The sequence below is a fragment of the Neobacillus sp. NPDC097160 genome, assembly GCF_044762155.1.
Classification (GTDB): domain Bacteria; phylum Bacillota; class Bacilli; order Bacillales; family Cytobacillaceae; genus Neobacillus.
In genome coordinates this window covers 71,060-93,155 of sequence record NZ_JBIWDU010000019.1, presented here as the reverse complement: position 1 = coordinate 93,155, position 22,096 = coordinate 71,060, and the positions used below count along the sequence as shown (strand labels likewise).

Here is a 22,096-nt window from a genome sequence, read left to right as displayed (position 1 = left end):
AGATGGAAATTCAGCGAATTGTGTTAAGACATATGAAAATGGACCTTTTGCATCCATTTACCACAGCTGTAGGAACAGAATATGATAAAGATTTTATTTTAGTAGAAGTGAAAACTAAGGATGGAATTTCCGGGTGGGCAGAATCGGTTGCAGCAATTGATGCTACCTATAAGGAGGAAACGGTCAAGACAAATTGGCATATGATGGAGGATTTCCTTATCCCGCTGCTTTTCAAAGAGCCAATTTCCCACCCGGATGAAGTGTTTGAACGGTTCCATCATGTTCGGGGAAACTATATGGCAAAGGCTGCCCTTGAGGGAGCCATTTGGGATGCTTATGCCAAACAGCAAGGAATAAGCCTGGCAAAGGCTTTAGGGGGAACAAGGGATAAAATCGAAGCCGGCATCAGTGTAGGAATTCAGGATTCCGTCGATGAACTGTTACATATGATTGACGGCTATTTAGAAACGGGATATAAGCGGATTAAGGTGAAAATTCAGCCTGGTTGGGATCTCCATATTTTAAGGGAGATTCGCATAAGATACCCTGATATCGCTTTAATGGCCGATGCCAATACGGCCTATACTCTTGAGGATATCGATACACTTAAGGCAATGGATGAATTTAATTTAACGATGATTGAGCAGCCTTTGGGGTTTGATGATATTGTGGACCACGCCCAGCTGCAAGCACAAATCAGAACGCCTATCTGTTTGGATGAAAGCATTCACAGTGTCGAAGATGTGAGAAAAGCCATTTACCTTGGCAGCTGTAAAGTCATCAACATCAAGATTGGCCGTGTCGGTGGATTATCGGAATCCAAAAGAATCCACGATTTATGTGAAGCGAACGGGATTCCCGTCTGGTGCGGAGGAATGCTTGAATCTGGTATCGGTAGGGCGCACAATATAGCCATTACAAGCCTGTCTAATTTTACGCTTCCGGGTGATACGGCTGCCTCATCACGTTACTGGAAGGAAGATATCATCGATCCTGAGGTAACGGTGGAAGACGGAATGATTACCGTACCAACACTGCCTGGAATCGGTTATGAACCAAACCGTGACCGAATTGACCGTTATACCCTTTACAGCCGAACCTTTCATGCGTAAACCCATAGTGCCTGACCCCCGACGCGTTAAAGCTTTACCGCATTGGAGGCCAGGCGCTATTATTCAATAGTTATGTTTAATTTTTTCATCCGGTACTGCAGGCTTTGCCGGCTTAATCCAAGTAAAATTGCTGACTTAGAAATATTGAAGTAATTCTTTCTTAATACACTCTCAATATAGGATTTTTCAAAAAGATCCATTTTCTCTTTTAGTGGGGCAGTATAAGTCCCCTGGTCTTTTAAAAATGTATCTATAGAAAAAACGGGCGTTACTCTGTCCTTTACATGCATTTTGCTTCGGTATTGAAAGGGTAAATGTGAGTACATAATGGTTGCTTCGTCGTCCATCATGATGTTCATGGCCGCCTCAATGATATGCTCGAGTTCGCGGACATTTCCGTGCCAATCATATTCCTCAAAAGATTGTTTTACTTCATCAGACAGCCCTTTTACCTCCATTTGAAACAGTTCATTATACTTACTAATAAAATACTTGACAAGTAATGGAATATCTTCCTTACGATCCCGTAGTGGAGGAATAAAAACTGTCACAACTCCAAGGCGGTAATATAAGTCTTTTCGCAGCCGGTTGTTTGTAATCGCATCGATTGGGTCCTCATTCATATTGGCTATTACCCGGACATCCACTGGCGTATCCTTAGTATCCCCGACACGGCGAATCGTTTTTTCCTGAAGAACACGCAGCAACTTTGCTTGCAGATTTAAATTTAACGAGTTAATTTCATCAAGTAACAAAGTGCCGCCATTTGCCTGTTCAAATAAACCAGGTTGATCAATCGCACCTGTAAAGGCGCCACGTTTCGTGCCGAAGAGAAGGCTTTCGATTAAATTATCAGGCAACGCCGCGCAATTTTGGGAAATATATGGACCGGAAAAACGATTGCTGCCATTATGAATACTTTGAGCAAACAGCTCTTTCCCTGTACCTGTCTCACCGACAATTAGCACATAAGAAGAGGTGCGTGTTGCCCTCTTGGCGTTTTCAATGACATCCGTTATCGCGGCACTCCCGCCAATAATGCTATCAAAAGTAAACCTCAATGCCCCATTGCGATTGATATTTCCTTTTATTAACCGTTCCAACTTTGTTACATCATGGGCAATTTCAACAGCGCCCTGAATTTGATCATTTTCAAAAATAGGAATCGTATTGTTGAGTGTCGTAATTTCTCGGCCTTTGTTATTGAAATACGTTTGCTTTACATTACTTGTTACTTTGCCTTCCTGAAGTGCTTTTACAAGCGTACTGGATTGGTCCTCCTTAAACATAAAGACGTCCAAGAGGTTTTTATTCATAACGTCCTGACTATCCATGGCCTCCATCTGCATCATTTTTTTATTATAAATAATTGTTTTTCCCGTTTCGTCTACCGCATGAACACCGACATCCACTTCGTCTAAAATTCGTTGATACATCTGGTTAACAAATTGCAAATAATCTGCCGTCTCTTTTGAATGTTCCACGCTGATTTCATGCCCCTTTTCAAATACTATATAAAACTATTTAAACATTAAAAACTTTTTAACGCAAAAAATATTTGCATGAATGTAAAAGTAAAAAATTCTGCGCAAAATTATTTTGCAGTAAGTGAAAAATACCTTGAAGAATAAGCTTTTTTATTTTGGCACGGTACTTGCATCTTAAATTAATGGAATTTAAAACAAGGGGGTTAATACGTGAAACCATATACACATGAACCATTTACTAATTTTGCAGATGAAAAAAATAAACATACATTTCAAGAAGCATTAAACTATGTTCAATCACAATTAGGTAAAGAATATCCAGTCGTTATTGGCGGGGAACCGATTACAACAGACAAAAAAATTACTTCTATTAATCCAGCGAACAAAGACGAAGTCATTGGCCGCGTTTCCATGGCAGACCAAGAGTTGGCTGAACAGGCAATGCAGGCTGCCTTAACTACCTTTGAATCTTGGAAAAAGTGGAAACCAGAACATCGTGCAAATATTATCTTCCGTGCTGCTGCAATCATGAGACGCAGGAAACATGAATTTTCTGCCTATCTTGTAAAAGAAGCTGGAAAGCCATGGAACGAAGCGGACGCCGATACAGCAGAAGCAATCGATTTTCTTGAGTATTATGGAAGACAAATGCTCCGTATTAAAGATGGTTTTCCAGTTAATAGCCGTGAAGGCGAATTTAATCAATTCCATTACATTCCACTAGGAGTCGGAATTATTATTTCACCGTTTAACTTCCCATTAGCGATTATGGCCGGAACAACTGTTGCCGCGATTGTTTCGGGAAACACGGTTCTGTTGAAACCTGCTAACTCGACACCTGTAGTGGCTGCAAAATTTGTAGAGCTTATGACAGAAGCGGGACTTCCGAAAGGTGTGCTTAATTTTGTGCCGGGAAGCGGTGCAGAAATTGGTGACTACCTTGTGGATCATCCGAAAACACGTTTCGTCTCCTTTACAGGTTCTCGCGATGTCGGCTGCCGCATTAATGAACGTGCAGCAAAGGTTCACCCAGGGCAAATTTGGATTAAGCGGGTTATTGCAGAAATGGGCGGTAAGGATACGGTTGTTGTCGACAGCGATGCCGATTTAGAGTTAGCTGCAAAAAGTATTGTTTATTCTGCTTTTGGTTTCTCCGGTCAAAAATGTTCTGCAGGCTCTCGCGCCGTTGTTCATCAAGATGTTTACGACGAAGTCATTGAAAGGGCGGTTGCCTTAACGAAGACACTCACACTTGGAAACCCGGAAGCTCTTGAAAACTATATGGGACCAGTTATTGATGACAAGGCATTTAAGAAAATCATGAATTATATCGAAGTTGGCAAACAAGAGGGCAGATTGATGACCGGCGGTGAAGGCGATGATTCGAAAGGTTACTTTATCCAGCCGACGATTTTCGCTGATCTTGATGAAAAATCACGCTTGATGCAGGAAGAAATTTTCGGACCGGTGGTGGCTATCTGTAAAGCACGTGACTTTGACCATATGATGGAAATTGCCAATAATACTGACTATGGTTTAACCGGTGCCCTTATTTCTAATAATCGTGAACATATTGAACGGGCTAGGGAAGAATTCCACGTTGGAAATCTGTATTTTAATCGTGTCTGTACCGGTGCCATTGTCGGCTATCAGCCATTTGGCGGCTTTAATATGTCTGGCACAGATTCAAAAGCCGGCGGTCCTGATTATTTGCTGCTTCATATGCAGGCAAAAACAACTTCTGAAACATTATAGGGATTTTTCCGAAAGGGGTCTTCTTCCTTGAAGTCCTTACTTTTGGGAAAAATAAAGAAGGGAGCTAACATAATGACTATGAAAACAGCAAAAACAACTGAAATCATTGAACAAACAGAAAAATTCGGTGCGAATAACTATCATCCGCTGCCAATCGTAATTGCTAAAGCAGAGGGTGTTTGGGTAGAAAGCCCGGAAGGTACCCGCTACATGGATATGCTTAGTGCCTATTCCGCTGTTAACCAAGGGCATCGTCATCCAAAAATTATTCAAGCCTTAAAAGATCAAGCGGATAAGGTGACACTTACTTCCCGTGCTTTCCATAACGACCAACTTGGTCCATGGTATGAAAAGATTTGTCAATTAACCAATAAAAACATGGCGCTCCCAATGAATACAGGGGCAGAAGCCGTTGAAACTGCCCTTAAAGCTGCCCGCCGCTGGGGTTATGATGTTAAGGGAATTGCCGATAATCAAGCAGAAATCATTGCTTGCACCGGTAACTTCCATGGCCGGACAATGGGGGCTGTTTCCTTATCGTCTGATCCAGAATATAAGCGCGGCTTTGGTCCGATGCTGCCGGGAATTAACTTAATTCCCTATGGCGATCTCGGGGCGTTAAAAGCAGCTATTACACCTAATACTGCAGCATTTTTAATCGAGCCAATCCAAGGCGAAGCGGGGATTATCATTCCATCGGCAGGATTTATTAAAGCCGCATTTGACTTATGTAATGAAAACAATGTCTTGTTTATTGCCGATGAAATTCAAGCAGGTCTGGGTCGTACGGGTAAAATGTTTGCGTATGAATGGGAAGGAATCAATCCTGACATGCTGATATTAGGAAAAGCACTTGGCGGTGGTGTATTCCCTATTTCTTGTGTCGTAGCGAATGCTGATATTTTAGGCGTATTTAACCCAGGATCACATGGTTCAACTTTTGGTGGAAATCCACTTGCCTGTGCTGTTTCGATTGCAGCACTTGAAGTGCTTGAAGATGAAAAACTAGCAGAACGCTCGCTTGAATTAGGAAACTACTTCCTTGAACAATTAAAATCAATCAATAATCCAATTATAAAAGAAGTTAGAGGCAGAGGCCTGTTTATTGGCGTTGAACTAACAGAGGAAGCAAGACCTTATTGTGAGCAGTTAAAGGATGAAGGACTGTTATGTAAAGAAACCCATGATACGGTGATTCGCTTTGCGCCGCCGCTTATAATTGCAAAGGAAGAAATTGATTGGGCTGTTGAAAAAATTAAACAGGTTTTGGCTTATAAATAAATAATCTTTGACAGTACCTGTTTTGCATGCTATTATTGCAAATAATTCAAAACATTTTTAAAAATTAAAAGCTCTTATGAAGAGAGGCGGAGGGACTGGCCCTATGAAGCCCAGCAACCATTTAACAAATTTGTTAAAAAGGTGCTAATTCCAGCAAGGCATATTGCTTTGGCAAATGAGAGGGATGACAAAGGATTCGCAAGTCTCTCTATGTACCATTAGAGAGACTTTTTGTTTTTCACGAGATAAATGGTTCCAAATCTGTTTTTAAAAACTTTATATCAAAAGCTTCAGGTGCTGTGTAAATGATTTACACGGCTTAAAAGGGAAGACCGGTGAAATACCGGCACGGTCCCGCCACTGTAATGGGGAGCGACTTATCGAACTGCCACTGTTTCATATTGAAATGGGAAGGGATAAGAAGCGATGAACCAAAGTCAGGAGACCTGCCTGTTGTATGCACTTATACTCTACGAGGATATAGGGGGGTGAGGAATACGTGTTGAGGAATCCAGAAGGTCTCAACTCTAGTTAACTATACGTATGAATCTCTCTTTTTATTTTGAAAAGAGAGATTTTTTTAGTTGAGGACCAAAACACAAAGGGGAGAAAAACCATTATGGAAAAAGTATTAAGTTCAAATTTAGGGTACCCAAGAATTGGTGAAAAACGCGAATGGAAACAAGTACTGGAACAGTTTTGGGCAGGTAAAGTAGGCAAAGAAGCCTTCTTAAAGCAAATGGAGGAGATTCGCCTGCAGCAGCTTGTGAAGCAGCAGGAGCAGGGAGTGGACTTGATCCCGGTTGGAGACTTTAGCTTATACGATCATGTGCTAGATACGGCCGTTATGTTCGGTTTAGTACCGAGACGATTTGAATACAGCGGCCGGAAGATACCACTTGAAACCTATTTTGATATTGCTCGAGGAACGAAAGATGCAGTTGCATCTGAAATGACCAAATGGTTTAATACAAACTACCATTATATAGTTCCAGAGCTTGCTGAAACAGCGCCTGCTCTTGTTGAAAACCGCCCGCTTCAATTTTACCAAGAGGCGAAACAAAAACTTGGTATTCATGGAAAACCTGTTATATTAGGACCGGTTACATTTGTAAAGCTATCAAAAGGCTATAACAAAAGTGAGTTTAAAGCAGTTGTCGAACAATTTGTCCCTCTTTATGCTGAAATTTTACGCGAACTAGAGGCAGAAGGCGTAGAATGGGTACAATTCGATGAACCGATTTTAGCTGCTAGTATTTTAAAAGAAGAGATTGCTATATTTAACGAAGTCTACCAGGCATTGCATGATGCAGCACCCAACGTAAAGGTGATCTTGCAAACTTATTTTGAAAGTATCGAGCATTACGAAGAGGTCATTTCACTTCCTGTTCAGGCAATTGGACTGGATTTTGTACATGATGAAGGTCAGAATCTTGCTGCCTTGAAAAAATACGGCTTTCCAAAAAATAAGGTCCTTGCAGCTGGAGTAATTGATGGTCGCAACATTTGGCGTACGAATCTTGAGGAGACATTTTCAATTCTTACAGAGATTACCGAGGTTGTTCCCAAAACAAGTCTAATTGTTCAGCCGTCATCAAGCTTATTGCATGTACCTGTGACAGTAAAAATCGAAGAAACGCTCGATGAGTTGCTAAGAGATACGTTATCATTTGCTGATGAAAAATTAGCGGAAACGGTGATACTTACAAAAGGCATAAACGATGGAAAAAAAGAGATCGAGAAGGAAATCGCAGAAAGTACCAGAGCGATTCAGACATTAAATCAATCATCGATTCGAAATAACACTCAAGTCCGTGAAGCTGCACTCAGCTTACAGAAGGATCAAGCAGAGCGGAGAGCCCCATTTACCGTCCGGCAGGGAATTCAAGAAAAAGCTTTTCAATTACCAGTTCTTCCTACGACAACGATAGGGAGCTTCCCGCAAACAAAAGAAGTCAGAAAACAGCGTTTAAAATGGCGGAAAGGCGAATTAACCGATAGTGATTATGGAGCCTTTATAAAGGCGGAAATAAAAAAGTGGATTGATATTCAAGAAGAACTCGGTCTGGATGTGTTGGTACATGGAGAATTTGAACGGACAGACATGGTTGAATATTTTGGTGAAAAATTAGCTGGATTTCAATTTACAAAATACGGCTGGGTTCAGTCATATGGTTCAAGATGTGTGAAGCCGCCGCTTATTTACGGTGATGTCGCATTCAAGAAACCTATGACAATTGAAGAAACTGTTTATGCCCAATCGTTAACAAGCAAACCAGTAAAAGGAATGCTGACAGGCCCGATTACGATTTTAAACTGGTCATTTGTCCGTAATGATATTTCACGTTATGCAGTGGCAAATCAAATTGCGCTTGCACTTCGAAAAGAAGTGGAAACACTTGAGGAAAATGGAATCCGTATGATTCAAGTGGATGAGCCTGCCATTCGAGAGGGACTGCCGTTAAAACGTGAAAAATGGGCCGCCTATCTTGAGGCTGCTGTTTATGCATTTAAACTGGCGACGTCCTCTGTTCAAAATGATACGCAAATTCATACCCATATGTGTTATTCAGACTTTAAACATATCATCAATGCAATCAAAGCGCTTGATGCAGATGTTATTTCGATTGAAACTTCAAGAAGCCATGGTGAACTCATTCATGCCTTTGAGGACCATACATATGATAAGGGTATTGGTCTTGGTGTATACGACATTCACAGCCCGCGTGTCCCGCAGCTTGAAGAGATGACCAGAAATATTCATCGTGCACTTCAAGTACTTGATCCAAAACTATTCTGGATTAATCCCGATTGCGGCTTGAAAACCCGAGGTATTGATGAAACGGTCGCGGCACTGCGAGTCATGGTGAAATCAGCAGAACAAACGAGAGAAGAACTCCTCGTGAAATAGGAATAATAATTAAGCATTTGAAATCTAAAAAAGGCCCAGTCCAGAAGTTTTGTTAATCGGACTAGGGCTTTTTTATTTTTTCTGTATCTGAACTATTTAATCATCTTCCGTAATAAAAGGGACAGGCTTCTTTTTAGAAAATATTTTTAAAAGATGCCTGTCCTCCAATTGGTATAAATATGTGGTCAGGCTCTGTTATTTCCAAATTCTCTAAAAGAGGTATCCGCCACACGATCAACGTGAAAATCGCCACCCGAGTAGTTGACAACGGAAACGCTGCAATTATCATGGTGGAGATATTTTTTCGTTTGCATTAATTGCATTAAATAGTTACCAATCGTTACCCCGTGAGAGAATACGAGAATATTTCCGCCTTCTCTTTCATGTTTTTTAATAATCTCTTCAATAGCTATATTTGTCCTCAAAAAAAGTTGAACATAGGATTCCCCATCGGGAGCAGATAAATGTAAATCTTCAAGACTAAATAAAGTCTCTAGTATATTTCCATATTGGGCGGAAATATCAGTGAATAATAGGGATTCTAGGATACCGAAGTTCATTTCTTTAAGCCGTGCATCGATTGATAGAGGTATTTCTCTAACACCGATAGCAAGATTTGCAGTATCTACTACCCTCTGACTCTCACTAGCATAGGCCGCTTTGAATTCAATGTCCGCTAATCCTTTGCCTACTGCTTTGGCCTGTGCTATTCCCTTTTCTGTTAGGGGAGAATCACAAAATCCTTGCATCCGTCTTTCCACATTAAATTGAGTTTCCCCATGCCGGACAAAATAAAGCGTTACTTTTTTGGGTACAGTCAACTATAAACACCTACTTTTTTAAGATTATAAATAGAATATTAACATACATTTGAGTGAGAGTAGGGCTAGTGTGTCTGATCCCCGATGAGTTTTAGCTTTAACGCACTGGGGGTTAGACGCTTTTTCAAAAATAAATTCATATTTAAGCTTGAAACATATCTGAAAATTTGATAAAGTGAAACAAATGAAAAAGGCTATGTGTGACTGGCGAACGCGGATAACCGTGAGGGAGCACATAGTGTGGGAGCCGTTCGCCTGGGCAGAGGTAAGGGATTTTGATCCCTTACCTCTTTCTGTTTATTTGGAGGAAATAGCCAATAGGTTTTCCAATATGTTAGCAGCTTCAGATATTTATAAAATCGTATTATCCTAAACAAAAAGTGAGGTATACAAGATGAGCACATTCATTACAGAAAAAGTGAAAACAATTAAAACGTTAAATCATATTGCAGAAAGCGGCCTAAAGGTATTCAATCAGGATCATTTTACGGTCGACAATAACAGTGAGGATCCTGATGCCATTGTTGTCCGCAGTTTTAATATGCATGAATTAGAATTCGGAAATAATTTAAAAGCAATTGCACGGGCAGGTGCCGGTGTCAATAATATTCCCGTCGAAAAATGTACTGAGCAAGGAATCGTTGTTTTTAATACACCTGGAGCGAATGCAAACGCGGTAAAAGAGATAGTATTAACGTCATTAATGGCTTTATCCCGTAACCTTTTTGCTGGTGTGGCATGGACAAAGACGTTAGATGGTGAGGGCGAACAAATACCAAAGCTTGTCGAAGCAGGGAAAAAGCAGTTTGTTGGAAAAGAAATTAAAGGAAAAACACTTGGCGTTATCGGTTTAGGCGCTATCGGTGCGCTAGTGGCAAATGATGCGCTAGATTTGGATATGGATGTTATTGGGTTTGACCCGTTCATCTCTGTCGATACAGCCTGGAACTTGTCCCGTAATGTACAGCGTGCGATGACGCTTGAACAACTGTTTGCTGAGTCCGATTATATTACTGTCCATGTTCCATTAACAAATGAAACAAAAGAAATGTTTAATAAACAAGCATTCAGCACCATGAAACCAGGTGTTCATATTTTGAATTTCTCACGCGGGGAGCTTGTGAATGAAATCGATATAGCTGTTGCACTGGAAGATGGAATCGTTGGGAAATATATGACAGACTTCCCGAATGAAAATGTATTGAAAATGAAAAATACAATCTGCACTCCGCATCTTGGAGCCTCAACCAGAGAATCAGAGGAAAACTGTGCAATTATGGCGGCTCGACAGGTCAAGGAATTTCTGGAAACAGGAAACATCAAAAACTCGGTGAATTTTCCAAATGCTTCCCTTCCGTTTACAGGAAAGGGACGCGTAGCAGCCTTCCACCAAAACGTACCAAACATGGTCGGACAGATCACCTCGGCTTTCTCAAGCTATCATTTAAACATCGCTGACATGGTGAACAGAAGCCGTGGGGGATACGCCTATACGATGATTGATATTGACGATCAAATAAACGGTGACATCATTCCTGGTCTAGTAGAAAAGATCAACCAAATCGAAGGCATCATAACAGCACGGATTATTTAAGACACAAGGGACGGTTTTCTTGCTTCTTTTTGCCGGGCAGCATGAGACCGTCCCTTTGTTTCAAAAATATAAGACTCTTTCACACAAGTTATTTTTCAATGTTATTCCATTCAGTCCAATCTTTAATCCGCGGCATGCTTACGTGCCGGTTATATGATTGATCCTTTAGATACACCTTTATGGATTGTCCAGATAAAGTATCCAAAATCTCTGGCTTGTCGTCAAAGTAATAATCCAAATGTAATTGTTTAATAATATTCACTTTTTCATGGTCCTTCATCCCGCAGAAGAATCGTTCATCATGAACTGGAAACCCTTGTTCAACTAACCATTTCTTCGTGCGCTCCCCATGCTCCTGATTCCTTGCCGTGATATAAAAAATTTCATGGCCCTGCTTTTCTAACTCCTGCAATAGGTCGACTGCTCCCGGAAAGGCGGGACAAGCGTTATAGTAAATATCTTCTAACGTATTGTTCCACATTTGTTTGCCTTCTTCTGCCGTCATCCCAAATGGCTCATGAATCTCGACTGTTTTTAATGCTTGGAAAATGTCGAGACCTAGCTCCTGGTCTAATTTTTGATTATAAAGATGAAAGGCATACTCTCTTAAATTAATCAGTGTATCATCAATATCAAAACCAAATCTCATCAAAACACCTCATTCGATAAAGTGAAACTTCAATCAGTGGGGATCTTACTGCCCGTTAATGCGGGATGAAAAATGGACAGCGCCACAGCGCCCTCCATATTTTAGTAAATAGGATATCCTGTAAATTTAAAGTCTTTTCCAATTGGTGTTACGGTTAAATTGGCTAACTCGACTGCATCACTCATTTTTTCAATTCCTGTACCCTCTAGAAAGGTTAGGGCATTCTCTCCGCCAACTAATTTAGGAGCGATATAGAGGACTACTTTATCTATTAAGTGATTTTCTAAAAGAGAGGCACTAATGGTTCCGCCACCTTCAATTAAAACCGAAGAAACAAGCTTTTCTCCTAGGATTTTCATTACATCAGATGCATGAACCTTATTTAAGCCGCTCGTTACAAAAATGGAAATCCCGCAATCCTCTAAGATTCTCCGTTTTTCTTTGTCATAATTTTCACTAGTGAAAATCCAAGTTTCTGCTTTTTTATCGGTAACTACCTTAGATTCTAAAGGAATTCTAAGTGTAGAGTCCAAAATCACTCTGATTGGGTTCCGCCCATTCGGTATTCTCGAAGTTAATTCAGGATCATCATGAATAACCGTATTCACCCCGACCAGGATTGCCATATTTTCACTTCGCAGCTGATGAACATCCTGCCTTGCATCCGCGGACGTAATCCATTTGCTGCTGGCAGTATGGGTCGCGATTTTGCCATCTAGGGTGGTTGCTGCTTTTAAGGTGACAAACGGTTTTTTCTCCACTATAAATGTATTAAAAACTTCATTCATCCGGCGTGATTCTTCTTCACAAACCCCTGTAATGACCTCAATTCCAGCATCTAGGAGAATCTTCACCCCGTTTCCTGCTACAACCGGATTCGGATCCAGCGTCGCGATGACCACTTTTTTAATTCCGGCCTGGGCAAGGGCAACTGCACATGGACCCGTTCTGCCATGATGGGAACAAGGCTCAAGTGTCACATAAATGGTACCGCCTTTTGCGTGTTCCCCAGCCATACGAAGCGCATGAATTTCAGCATGCGGTTCACCAGCTTTTAAATGGGCCCCAACCCCAACGATTCTGTTGTCGTTCAAAATCACGGCACCAACCAGCGGATTCGGATCCGTTTGACCTTTCATGGCTTGGGCATTTTTCAATGCCAGTTGCATATAAAATTCATCATTCATCATATAGCGCCTTAATCCTCCTGCCATTTCAGATGGTGTTTCACAACATTCTAATTGTTGCTTATCTTGATTCGCAAATAAACTGGCTGAATTCGCAAATAAACATGCCAGATTCGCAAATAAACGTCTCAGATTCGCAAATAAATTAAGATCACCCACAAATAAAGTGTAATTATACACCTTAAGGTGGTTTTTTGTGGCGATTTTATCTAGAAACACAATGTTAACGAAAACATTCTAACAATTTTACGCCATATGGCCTGATTTTCTTACTTTCGTCTGTAAGTATTTCTCGTTATACTCGGAGATATCCCCCCATAAAGGCGTCCTTCCGGATACTGATGCACCTGCTGCTTTCAAGGCTTTCAGTTTTTTCGGATTGTTGGTAATAAGTGTAACAGGCTTTAATCGTAATGCTTTAAGAACTTCGATTGCGTCTTCGTAGTTTCTACTGTCATCCGCAAAACCTAGTCCCTCATTCGCCTCAACTGTATCGTATCCATTTTCTTGAAGAATATAGGCCATTGCCTTGCTAAATAAGCCGATTCCTCTGCCTTCATGATTGGCTAAATAAAATAATGCGCCTGTTCCGTGCTCGGCAATCATTTTCATGGATTGTTTAAGCTGAAACCCGCAATCACAGCGTTTGCTTCCAAAGATATCACCAGTATGACAGATGGAGTGCATTCTAATCAATGCATCCTCTCCAAATTCAAAATCCCCATAGACTAGGACACTTGATTGTTGGAAGTCTGCTAGATTTGCAGACGATAATTTATTAATGACTTGCTGGAAATCCTCCGATACATTTTCGCTCTTCAACCAGCTATACCACTTAAATTCAACTGTTTTACCGTATAAATTGACTGGCAGCTTAATTGGTCCTACAAGGTAAATGGCTCCTTCGCCTTTTTTTATTAACTTTATTTTATCCTCTAATAAAGAGAGAACATCTGATTTTAATTGAACTTGTACCATAATTCATTCCTCCAAAACAATATTTTAATAGATTTCAAGTATGTTCGAAACATCTTCGTTATGATAGAACGGCAACGTTAAAATTGTCTTGATAGGATGCTTCTTTTACTAACTGCTGTTTTTGTAATTTCTCGATGTCTGCTCGCCTAATATGTTCTACTTTTCTTAATTGGGCTGCACTCAAATCTTGTTTGTCTAGTGCCTCGATAATGACATCTGCCAAAACATCTGCATCTAAAAGTGCACAATTGATGCCAAAGGCACCTGTTGGACTCATCGTATGGGCGGCATCCCCGAAAATGACGACCCCGTCCTTCGCCCATGTTGGGCATTGACAGCTTTGCACTTTTAATAAAATAAAATCGTTCCAAGATTGAATGTGCTGACGAACGGTTTCAGTTAATTCCGGATAAGCCTCGATTACTTGCTCAATAAAAGGCGCAAAGGATTGCTTTTTCAATGTTGGAAAGGAATCTTCTTCAATATTCCAGCCAATCTGTATAAAACCGCCTGCCTGGGTAAATAAAGCAAGCTGCTTACCGGCGACCAATGCATTTTTAATGGTTGGCTCCCAATCTTTCGGGCTTGGAATCTTTGCCCACAGCAAGTCATATCCATGTTTTATGGTTTTGAATGACATCTCCGCAAGCTTTCTGACTGTTGAAAAACGGCCATCTGCACCAACAACAATCTTGCATGTAATGATCATTTCTTCATCGCCCTTTATAGCCTTTAGACCATTAACACTGCCATTTTTCGAGAATAAAAGCTCAGTCACCTTTGTCCCCATCATAAGCTTGTAATCCTTATATGGTGTAGATTGCTGAATCAACACACTTAATAAATTCCTTTGCGGGACATGGATGCCGACATGCTGTTCACCATCTGCAGGTGTGACTGTCTTTATGATGTTTCCGTGATGCCAATATTCGATTCGTTCCATTAATAGCAGCCCGGCTTGTTTTACTTGATCAAACAAATTATATTTTTTTAAAACCTGCTCTCCGTCTTGATTGAGATGTTCACCGCGAAATTCTTTGTCGATTCCCGCGTGACGTTCGAGAACAATCGTTGATATGCCATTTTTCGCAAGCAAATATCCTAGTAATGCGCCGCCTGGACCGGCACCAACAATACAAACATCTGCTTCAAGATTCATGTTTTAGGACCACCTTATTGGATCTCGTCATATCCGAGAATGTCTTTTGATTAATAATAAACGAAATTTATAGTTACTTACTTTATGTAACTAATTATATTTTTAAAACTTACTTGTGTCAAACAATTTTATTGTGTATTGTAATTATATTGGTATTTGTAATTTGAAAATATCCTGATAGGGGGGAGAACCATGAACCAGCCTGAAATATGCCCGCGATTCGAAAAAGCGATGGTGATGATGAGCCAGCGCTGGACAGGTCTTGTCATTTATCAGCTGCTCACAGGGGCGAAACGATTCTGTACCTTAGAATCCTCAATAGGAATAAGTGGAAGGGTTCTTTCGGAGCGGCTAAAAGAATTAGAAAATCAAGGAATCGTTAAACGCGAGGTATTCCCGGAAACGCCGGTACGCATTGAATATTCCTTAACAGAAAAAGGGCTGTCCTTAAAACCAATCATAAAAGAAATAGAAAATTGGTCTCAAACCTGGGTGCCAGTTGAATCGGATCAATAATGGAGCAAGGGGACGGTTCCCCTTGCTTTTCTTTATTAGGAGACAAAAGTCTGAAAATATACGATGATGAAGATGTAAAAATGGGATAAAGAAAGTGTAGGATGCCAGACATAATTCATTTCCTACTAGAAAAAGGATAGTATTTCAGTGATAGTAAAATAATATTTATGTTGTCAGTTATTATTCTCTTTTTAATAGTTTGTTGTATCCTATGTTGAAAAAAACAACATTAAATTCCTTTGTATATCAACATTATTTATAAATTCATAATGTAAGCGCTATCGATTTTTCTAAAAAATATAAGGTTCAGAAATATTAAATAATATACTAGACGAAAAGAAAAAATTGTTTTACTATACTAATAGTTAATTAATTTTGTTGCTATACAAATTAATTTCTATTAGATTATACTAATTTTCGGATGTTGATGTCAGAAAAATTAGAGAATTATAGAAGGGGGATTATTTTATGAAAAAGAAATTTAGTAAGGTGGTTATGGCGTCAGCATTAGTTGCTGGCATACTTGCTGGGTGTTCAGGACCGAAGGACAGTGCAAGCGGAGGAGCAGCTTCAGATTCTTTCAAACTGGGAGTGAACTTGGAACTATCCGGTAATGTTGCATCTTACGGCGAGTCAATGGCTAGTGGTGTGGAATTAGCTGTTAATGAGATTAACAAAGCTGGTGGCGTAGAGGGTAAAAAGATTGAAATCATAAAAGTTGATAATAAGTCAGAGACAGCAGAAGCTGCAAACGGCATTATTAAGTTAACAAGCCAAGATAAAGTAAATGCAGTGATTGGAGCAGCAACGAGCGGAAATACTGTAGCTCAAGCACAAGTTGCCAATGATACGAAAACAGTTCTAATCGCTCCTGGAGGAACAAGCCCAAGTGTTACGGTTGATGATAAAGGGAAAGTAAGACCCTTCGTATTCCGTACTTCTTTTATTGATCCATTTCAAGGTACGGTAGCTGCAAATTTTGCAGCGAATAATTTAAAAATAAAGGATGCAGCCATTTTTGCTGACAGCTCAAGTGATTATGCAAAAGGTCTTTCAAAAGCCTTTGAGGAAACCTTTAAAGCTTCGGGTGGTAAGATTGTAGCTAAAGAGGCATATGTAGCCAAGGATACTGATTTCCGTGCAACCTTAACTCGAATCAAAGCGAAAAACCCATCCTTCATCTTTATTCCTGGTTATTATGAGGAAGTAGGGTTAATTGTAAAACAAGCACGTGAATTAGGTATTACAGCGCCATTAATGGGAGCTGACGGCTGGGATTCTCCAAAGTTAGTAGAATTAGCAGGACCTGACGCGTTAAATAATACATTCTTAATCAACCATTACTCTTCTGAAGACCCAGATGAAAAGGTACAAAAGTTTGTAACGGCATTTAAAGACAAGAACAATGGCGAAGCTCCTAACGCCTTCAATGCTCTTGGCTATGATACAGTTTATTTCTTAGCGGATGCAATTAAGCGTGCCGGAAGTTCAGATTCAAGCAAAATTCAGGAAGCATTAGCAAAAACCAAAGATTTAAGCCTTATTACTGGGGTATTATCGATTGATAAAAATCACCATCCTATTAAAACAGCAACTGTTTTAGAGTATAAAGATGGTAAACAAGTGTTCAACACGAAAGTTAATCCTTAATAAACAACCTAGTAAAATGGAAGGATAATCCTTCCATTTTACTTTTGTATAGCTAACCTAGAAGGAGTGTCAACACATGGAGTGGTTACAACAAATAATAAACGGAATTTCACTCGGCAGCATCTATGCCTTAATCGCATTAGGCTACACAATGGTATACGGAATCATTAAATTGATTAATTTTGCACATGGTGATGTTTTTATGGTTGGTGCCTTTGTTGGGTTTTATGCGATTACGGGATGGGGATTAAGCTTCTTTCCAGCACTTGTATTATCAATGGCTTTCTGTGCTGTATTTGGTGTCTTAATTGAACGAATTGCCTATAAACGGCTTCGAAATGCTACGAGAATTGCTGCTTTAATTACGGCGATTGGGATGTCCCTTTTAATTGAATACGGAGTTATCTACTTCCGTGGGGCACAGCCAGAGGCCTATCCAAGTGACGTTCTGCCAAACAACACGATTAATCTGTTTGGTATCCAAATTAACAGCCAATCACTTTTCATCTTAGGAGTATCCATCGTATTGATGATTATTTTACAATTTATTGTTCACCGTACGAAAATGGGTAAGGCGATGCGGGCGGTATCACATGATATGGATGCGGCTAGATTAATGGGGATTAATGTCGACCGTACGATTTCCTTTACGTTTGCGATTGGGTCCGCTTTAGCAGGAGCAGCAGGCGTGATTTTTGGAGTCTACTATACAAAGATTGAACCGTTGATGGGAGTGATCCCTGGATTAAAGGCCTTTGTTGCTGCCGTTTTAGGTGGGATCGGCAGTATTCCTGGTGCGATGGTTGGAGGAATTATCCTTGGTGTGGTGGAATCCGTTGTCAGTGCCGTGGGATTTTCTTTATGGAGGGACGCAGCCGCGTTTATCATTTTGATTCTCATTCTAATCTTTAGACCTTCTGGCATCTTTGGTAAAAATACAAGAGAGAAAGTATAGGTGATTATAAATGAAGAAATCAAAACGATTTTGGCTATTTCTGATTCTATCCGTCATTCTTTATGGAATCATTAACTATTTAATAAATGTTGGGATTGTAAATCCTTTCTATAGTAATATGCTCATTTTAATATCCATTAATATTATCTTAGCTGTCAGCCTCCACCTCGTCATTGGGATTACCGGACAGTTCTCCATTGGTCATGCTGGTTTCTTGGCAGTTGGTGCTTATGTATCAGCTATTTTCACGATGAGATTAGAATTGCCTTTCGTAATCGCAATCGTTGCAGGGGGAATCATAGCGACTCTGGCAGGTCTTGTTGTCGGCATACCGACATTAAGGTTAAGAGGTGACTATTTGGCGATTGCCACCCTTGGTTTTGCTGAAATTATTCGAATTATATTCTTGAATTTTGATTATGTTGGTGGTGCTGCTGGGATGCAGGTTTCCCATTTGACCACTTGGACAACTACTTTTGTTTGTCTCATCATTACAATTGTAGTCATCACTAACTTTACCAATTCTAGACATGGACGGGCATGTATTGCGATACGGGAAAATGAAATTGCCGCAGATGCGATGGGGATCAATACCACTTTTTATAAAGTTATCGCCTTTGCCCTTGGATCCTTTTTTGCCGGAATTGCAGGCGGTTTATATTCTCATAACTTTTTTATTATCCAGCCCACCAATTTTGGCTTCTTAAAATCATTTGATATTTTAATCTTTGTTGTTTTAGGTGGGCTTGGAAGCTTATCAGGTTCGGTTATATCAGCGATTCTGTTAACTGTCATCTCCACTTTCTTGCAGGAGTATCCAGAAACCCGAATGATTATCTATAGTTTGGTGTTGGTCGTCGTGATGTTATACCGTCCTCAGGGATTGATGGGTACACGAGAAATAACCGATTTATTCAAGTGGAAACCGGTGAAAGGGAGGAACTAATGTGGGAAGTAAGTCTTTACTGCAGGTTAAAAATGCGGGGATTCACTTTGGTGGATTAAAAGCTGTTTCTGACTTAAATATGGAGCTCAATCAAGGAGAACTTGTTGGTTTGATTGGACCGAATGGTGCCGGAAAGACGACAAGCTTTAATTTGCTAACGGGTGTATATGTACCGACTGAGGGTGAAATTTTGTTTAACGGCAAACGCCTTAATGGACTTGCACCATACCAAGTGACACGGAATGGAATCAGTCGTACCTTCCAAAATATTCGCCTATTCAGCGAATTATCGGTATTGGATAATGTAAAAGTGGCCTATCATTCTTTAGCCAAACACTCGATTTTGAGCTCAATTCTTCGGCTGCCTTCCCATTTTTCCGAAGAAAAGGTAATGGAAGAAAAATCTCTTGAATTTTTAAAGATTTTTCAATTGGATCGCTTTAAAGATGAAAAGGCAAAAAATTTACCTTATGGGCAGCAGCGCCGATTAGAAATTGCCAGGGCCTTAGCAGCAGGTCCGAAGCTATTACTGCTGGATGAGCCGGCAGCTGGGATGAATCCACAAGAAACACACGAATTGATGGAATTAATTGCTTTTATCCGAAAACAGTTTGATTTAACGATTCTCTTAATTGAACATGATATGCAGCTCGTCATGGGAATCTGTGAACGTATTTATGTTTTAGACCATGGGCAGCTGATTGCAGATGGAACACCAAATGAGATTCGTAACCATCCCAAAGTAATAGAGGCATACTTAGGAGAGGAGGCGCCGGGCGACCATGCTTAATGTGAGCAATATTGATGTATTTTATGGTAATATTCAGGCACTTAAAGGGGTTTCGTTAGAGGTAAAGGACGGAGAAATTGTAACCTTAATTGGAGCGAACGGAGCAGGAAAAAGTACGCTTTTAAAGACCTTGTCCGGGCTGCTCAAGCCGAAATCAGGGAAAATCGAGTATGTAGGCGGTTCGATTGCTGGTAATCAGCCACAATCGATTGTGAAGGCTGGGATCTCTCATGTTCCTGAAGGGCGACGCGTTTTCGCGAACATGACCGTAGAAGAAAATCTTGAGCTTGGTGCATATTTAAGAAAGAACTCCGGTGAAATTCGCAAAGATATCCAAAAGGTATATGAACTGTTTCCCAGACTGCTTGAGCGAAGGAAGCAGTTATCTGGAACACTATCCGGTGGAGAACAACAAATGCTGGCCATGGGGAGAGCCATTATGGCAAAACCGAAATTGCTTTTACTGGATGAGCCTTCGATGGGCTTGGCGCCACTTATGGTCAAAACGATTTTTAGCATTATTGAACAAATTAATCGCGATGGAACAACCATCTTACTTGTTGAACAAAATGCCAATATGGCATTGGCGATTGCAAACAGGGCATATGTGATTGAAACCGGACGTGTAGTCGTTTCCGGTACAGCTGCTGAGCTTCAAGCAAGTGAAGAAATAAAAAAAGCTTACCTAGGTGGTTTATAGAGTTACTAAAGGAGGTGCCAGACCCCCGATGTGTTGCTTTACCACACAGGGGGTCTGGCACCATTTTTGAGGACAGCTAGATCTTTACCTATTTTACAACCTTAATATAAAAATAAATGTCCTGTCCAACCTTTTTCGGTTCAGTGATGAGTTGGTAGCCATGCTTGACTGCCTCTTCCGGGACACTTCTAAATGATTGCGGACAGTCAGCAATGACTTGTAAGACTTCGCCGATTTTCATCGTTTTTAGCGCATCCAGCGCATAAATAACAGGATATGGTCAAGGCTCTCCGCGAATGTCTAAGGTGTAATTTACATCTATTACTTGTGACATTATTTATGCCTCCTTTGTTCGATGTGCAAGTTGTTCATTACTTTTGTGTTTAATCCCAGCTCCATAACGGAACCTTTTTTCCCACCAGTTGGAAAGGAAGAACCAAGCAATCAGCATGGCAATCGTTCCAATCAGGGCTCCAGCAGGTCCCCATAATTCCATCAAGTTTACTTTTGGCCAATTTTCAGTTAATGCATGATAGATTCCAAGGTGATCCCACCAATAGGCTAAAACGGTGGCTCCAACGATATTTCCTGCGCCTACAACCCAGTATAACAATTGTCCTTCCATCGCACGATACATCATGCCAGTTTCACAGCCGCCGGCAAGAACGATACCAAATCCGAATAACAGTCCGCCAATAGCGGTGCTTGGGGCAGCCATTTTAATGATGGCGATGGAACCGTTTTGAATATAGAAAAACGTAACCACTACACTAATCATCATACCAACTGCGATTGCTTTAGACATCACTGCACGTCCGCTAATCCATAAATCGCGGAAAGCGGAAGTAAAACAGATTTGACCTCGTTCAATGAGAATGCCAAAGAGAGCGCCAGCGATACAAGCAACTGCTAAGAGAGGCTTGCCTGCGATGAAAAAGTAAATAACAATCCCAGTATAAACACAAGCGAAAAGCAAACCTAAAATTGGTTGGATTTTAGATTTTTGTGCATGCTCCGACACAACCGGATTAACAGATCCTTTGCGCAAGTTGGGCTTACCACGCCACCATCTTGTATTAACGACTTTAACACCAAAAAAGGTTCCGATCGCTGTCGTAAGCATAAAAATCCATGAGTGAAAGGAAAACTGTGGTACACCAGTAAAAAAGGCAGCTAAATTACACCCAAGAGCAAGGCGTGCACCAAATCCCGCGATAATTCCGCCAATAAATCCTTGGGCTAAGCGGCGTTTTTGCTTTGGAACACGAATCTTGAAGCTGTTGCTAAGCAAAATCGTAATGAGGGCACCAAATAGCATCCCGATAACAATCCACCCATCTGTACGGGTAATGGGGGTTCCTTCGATACCAACTAGTTTGAAATAAGCCCACTGTGAAACATCTACCCCAAACCACTGTAGGATGTGACCTCCGAATCTAGTAAATTCACCTGTTACAGCCCATACTGTCCCGGTAATGCCAAAATATAACGCACTAACCAATCCCGCAATACTGATGGCTATGTAGGGATTCCAATATTCATTTAAGATTTTCTGATACAGCTTCATTGAAATCCACAACTCCTCTATAATATAAATTTATATAT

Annotated in this window: 19 protein-coding genes and 3 riboswitches; of the genes, 11 read left to right on the top strand and 8 right to left on the bottom strand. The window is 40.6% G+C overall.

The window, feature by feature from the left end; all coding sequences use genetic code 11:
• Positions 1-2 precede the first annotated feature (2 nt).
• Positions 3-1,112 (top strand): o-succinylbenzoate synthase, encoded by a 1,110-nt coding sequence (menC, locus tag ACIQXV_RS23750; RefSeq protein WP_402962869.1) that lies wholly within the window; start codon positions 3-5, stop codon positions 1,110-1,112.
• A 59-nt stretch (positions 1,113-1,171) separates the two neighbouring features.
• On the opposite strand, the gene ACIQXV_RS23745 is transcribed toward menC, so the two are convergent.
• Complete coding sequence (locus tag ACIQXV_RS23745; RefSeq protein ID WP_402962962.1) at positions 1,172-2,548, bottom strand: sigma-54 interaction domain-containing protein; 1,377 nt, start codon at positions 2,546-2,548, stop codon at positions 1,172-1,174.
• Positions 2,549-2,809: 261 nt separating this feature from the next.
• On the opposite strand from ACIQXV_RS23745, the gene pruA reads away from it, so the two are divergent.
• The 3 genes from pruA (at position 2,810) to metE (ending at position 8,546) form a co-directional block, all read left to right on the top strand.
• A complete protein-coding gene (pruA, locus tag ACIQXV_RS23740; protein WP_402962866.1) occupies positions 2,810-4,354 on the top strand; it encodes an L-glutamate gamma-semialdehyde dehydrogenase in 1,545 nt (514 codons plus the stop codon).
• Between the two features lie 72 nt (positions 4,355-4,426).
• On the top strand, positions 4,427-5,635 hold the full coding sequence (locus ACIQXV_RS23735; RefSeq protein WP_402962864.1) for an ornithine--oxo-acid transaminase: 1,209 nt from the start codon (positions 4,427-4,429) through the stop codon (positions 5,633-5,635).
• Between the two features lie 71 nt (positions 5,636-5,706).
• Positions 5,707-5,817, top strand: a riboswitch (SAM riboswitch).
• A 93-nt stretch (positions 5,818-5,910) separates the two neighbouring features.
• Positions 5,911-6,103: riboswitch (cobalamin riboswitch) on the top strand.
• A gap of 151 nt (positions 6,104-6,254) precedes the next feature.
• Positions 6,255-8,546: a 5-methyltetrahydropteroyltriglutamate--homocysteine S-methyltransferase gene (gene metE, locus ACIQXV_RS23730; protein ID WP_402962861.1), complete on the top strand. Its 2,292-nt coding sequence runs from the start codon at positions 6,255-6,257 to the stop codon at positions 8,544-8,546.
• A 185-nt stretch (positions 8,547-8,731) separates the two neighbouring features.
• Here the strand turns inward: metE and ACIQXV_RS23725 are convergent, their stop codons facing one another.
• Complete coding sequence (locus ACIQXV_RS23725; RefSeq protein WP_402962858.1) at positions 8,732-9,367, bottom strand: histidine phosphatase family protein; 636 nt, start codon at positions 9,365-9,367, stop codon at positions 8,732-8,734.
• Between the two features lie 190 nt (positions 9,368-9,557).
• A riboswitch (ZMP/ZTP riboswitch) is annotated at positions 9,558-9,635 on the top strand.
• 126 nt (positions 9,636-9,761) lie between these two features.
• Here ACIQXV_RS23725 and ACIQXV_RS23720 point away from each other — a divergent pair.
• Positions 9,762-10,961: a phosphoglycerate dehydrogenase gene (locus tag ACIQXV_RS23720; protein ID WP_402962856.1), complete on the top strand. Its 1,200-nt coding sequence runs from the start codon at positions 9,762-9,764 to the stop codon at positions 10,959-10,961.
• A gap of 88 nt (positions 10,962-11,049) precedes the next feature.
• Here the strand turns inward: ACIQXV_RS23720 and ACIQXV_RS23715 are convergent, their stop codons facing one another.
• From ACIQXV_RS23715 to ACIQXV_RS23700, 4 genes are all read right to left on the bottom strand, one after another.
• Positions 11,050-11,610 carry a 5' nucleotidase, NT5C type gene (locus ACIQXV_RS23715; RefSeq protein WP_402962853.1) on the bottom strand — a complete coding sequence of 187 codons (561 nt, stop codon included), beginning with the start codon at positions 11,608-11,610 and terminating at the stop codon, positions 11,050-11,052.
• Positions 11,611-11,711: 101 nt separating this feature from the next.
• Positions 11,712-12,800: a bifunctional diaminohydroxyphosphoribosylaminopyrimidine deaminase/5-amino-6-(5-phosphoribosylamino)uracil reductase RibD gene (gene ribD, locus ACIQXV_RS23710; protein ID WP_402962849.1), complete on the bottom strand. Its 1,089-nt coding sequence runs from the start codon at positions 12,798-12,800 to the stop codon at positions 11,712-11,714.
• Positions 12,801-13,043: 243 nt separating this feature from the next.
• Entirely contained in the window at positions 13,044-13,775 is a 732-nt protein-coding gene (locus ACIQXV_RS23705) for a GTP cyclohydrolase II (RefSeq protein ID WP_402962846.1), read from the bottom strand.
• Positions 13,776-13,833: 58 nt separating this feature from the next.
• Positions 13,834-14,934: an FAD-dependent monooxygenase gene (locus ACIQXV_RS23700; protein ID WP_402962843.1), complete on the bottom strand. Its 1,101-nt coding sequence runs from the start codon at positions 14,932-14,934 to the stop codon at positions 13,834-13,836.
• 192 nt (positions 14,935-15,126) lie between these two features.
• Between ACIQXV_RS23700 and ACIQXV_RS23695 the strand changes: the two genes are divergently transcribed.
• From ACIQXV_RS23695 to ACIQXV_RS23670, 6 genes are all read left to right on the top strand, one after another.
• A complete protein-coding gene (locus ACIQXV_RS23695) occupies positions 15,127-15,450 on the top strand; it encodes a winged helix-turn-helix transcriptional regulator (RefSeq protein WP_402962839.1) in 324 nt (107 codons plus the stop codon).
• 468 nt (positions 15,451-15,918) lie between these two features.
• Positions 15,919-17,100, top strand: coding sequence for an ABC transporter substrate-binding protein (locus ACIQXV_RS23690; protein ID WP_402962836.1), 1,182 nt, complete (start codon positions 15,919-15,921; stop codon positions 17,098-17,100).
• Positions 17,101-17,176: 76 nt separating this feature from the next.
• Positions 17,177-18,055: a branched-chain amino acid ABC transporter permease gene (locus tag ACIQXV_RS23685; protein ID WP_402962834.1), complete on the top strand. Its 879-nt coding sequence runs from the start codon at positions 17,177-17,179 to the stop codon at positions 18,053-18,055.
• Positions 18,056-18,065: 10 nt separating this feature from the next.
• Entirely contained in the window at positions 18,066-19,001 is a 936-nt protein-coding gene (locus tag ACIQXV_RS23680; protein WP_402962831.1) for a branched-chain amino acid ABC transporter permease, read from the top strand.
• 1 nt (position 19,002) lies between these two features.
• Positions 19,003-19,791 carry an ABC transporter ATP-binding protein gene (locus ACIQXV_RS23675; protein WP_402962828.1) on the top strand — a complete coding sequence of 263 codons (789 nt, stop codon included), beginning with the start codon at positions 19,003-19,005 and terminating at the stop codon, positions 19,789-19,791.
• Complete coding sequence (locus tag ACIQXV_RS23670) at positions 19,784-20,491, top strand: ABC transporter ATP-binding protein (protein ID WP_402962826.1); 708 nt, start codon at positions 19,784-19,786, stop codon at positions 20,489-20,491. The genes ACIQXV_RS23675 and ACIQXV_RS23670 overlap by 8 nt, the downstream gene beginning before the upstream one ends.
• A gap of 88 nt (positions 20,492-20,579) precedes the next feature.
• Here the strand turns inward: ACIQXV_RS23670 and ACIQXV_RS23665 are convergent, their stop codons facing one another.
• Both ACIQXV_RS23665 and yedE read right to left on the bottom strand, forming a co-directional pair.
• A complete protein-coding gene (locus tag ACIQXV_RS23665; protein WP_335513559.1) occupies positions 20,580-20,759 on the bottom strand; it encodes a sulfurtransferase TusA family protein in 180 nt (59 codons plus the stop codon).
• Between the two features lie 69 nt (positions 20,760-20,828).
• Complete coding sequence (gene yedE / locus ACIQXV_RS23660) at positions 20,829-22,058, bottom strand: selenium metabolism membrane protein YedE/FdhT (RefSeq protein ID WP_402962823.1); 1,230 nt, start codon at positions 22,056-22,058, stop codon at positions 20,829-20,831.
• Positions 22,059-22,096 lie beyond the last annotated feature (38 nt).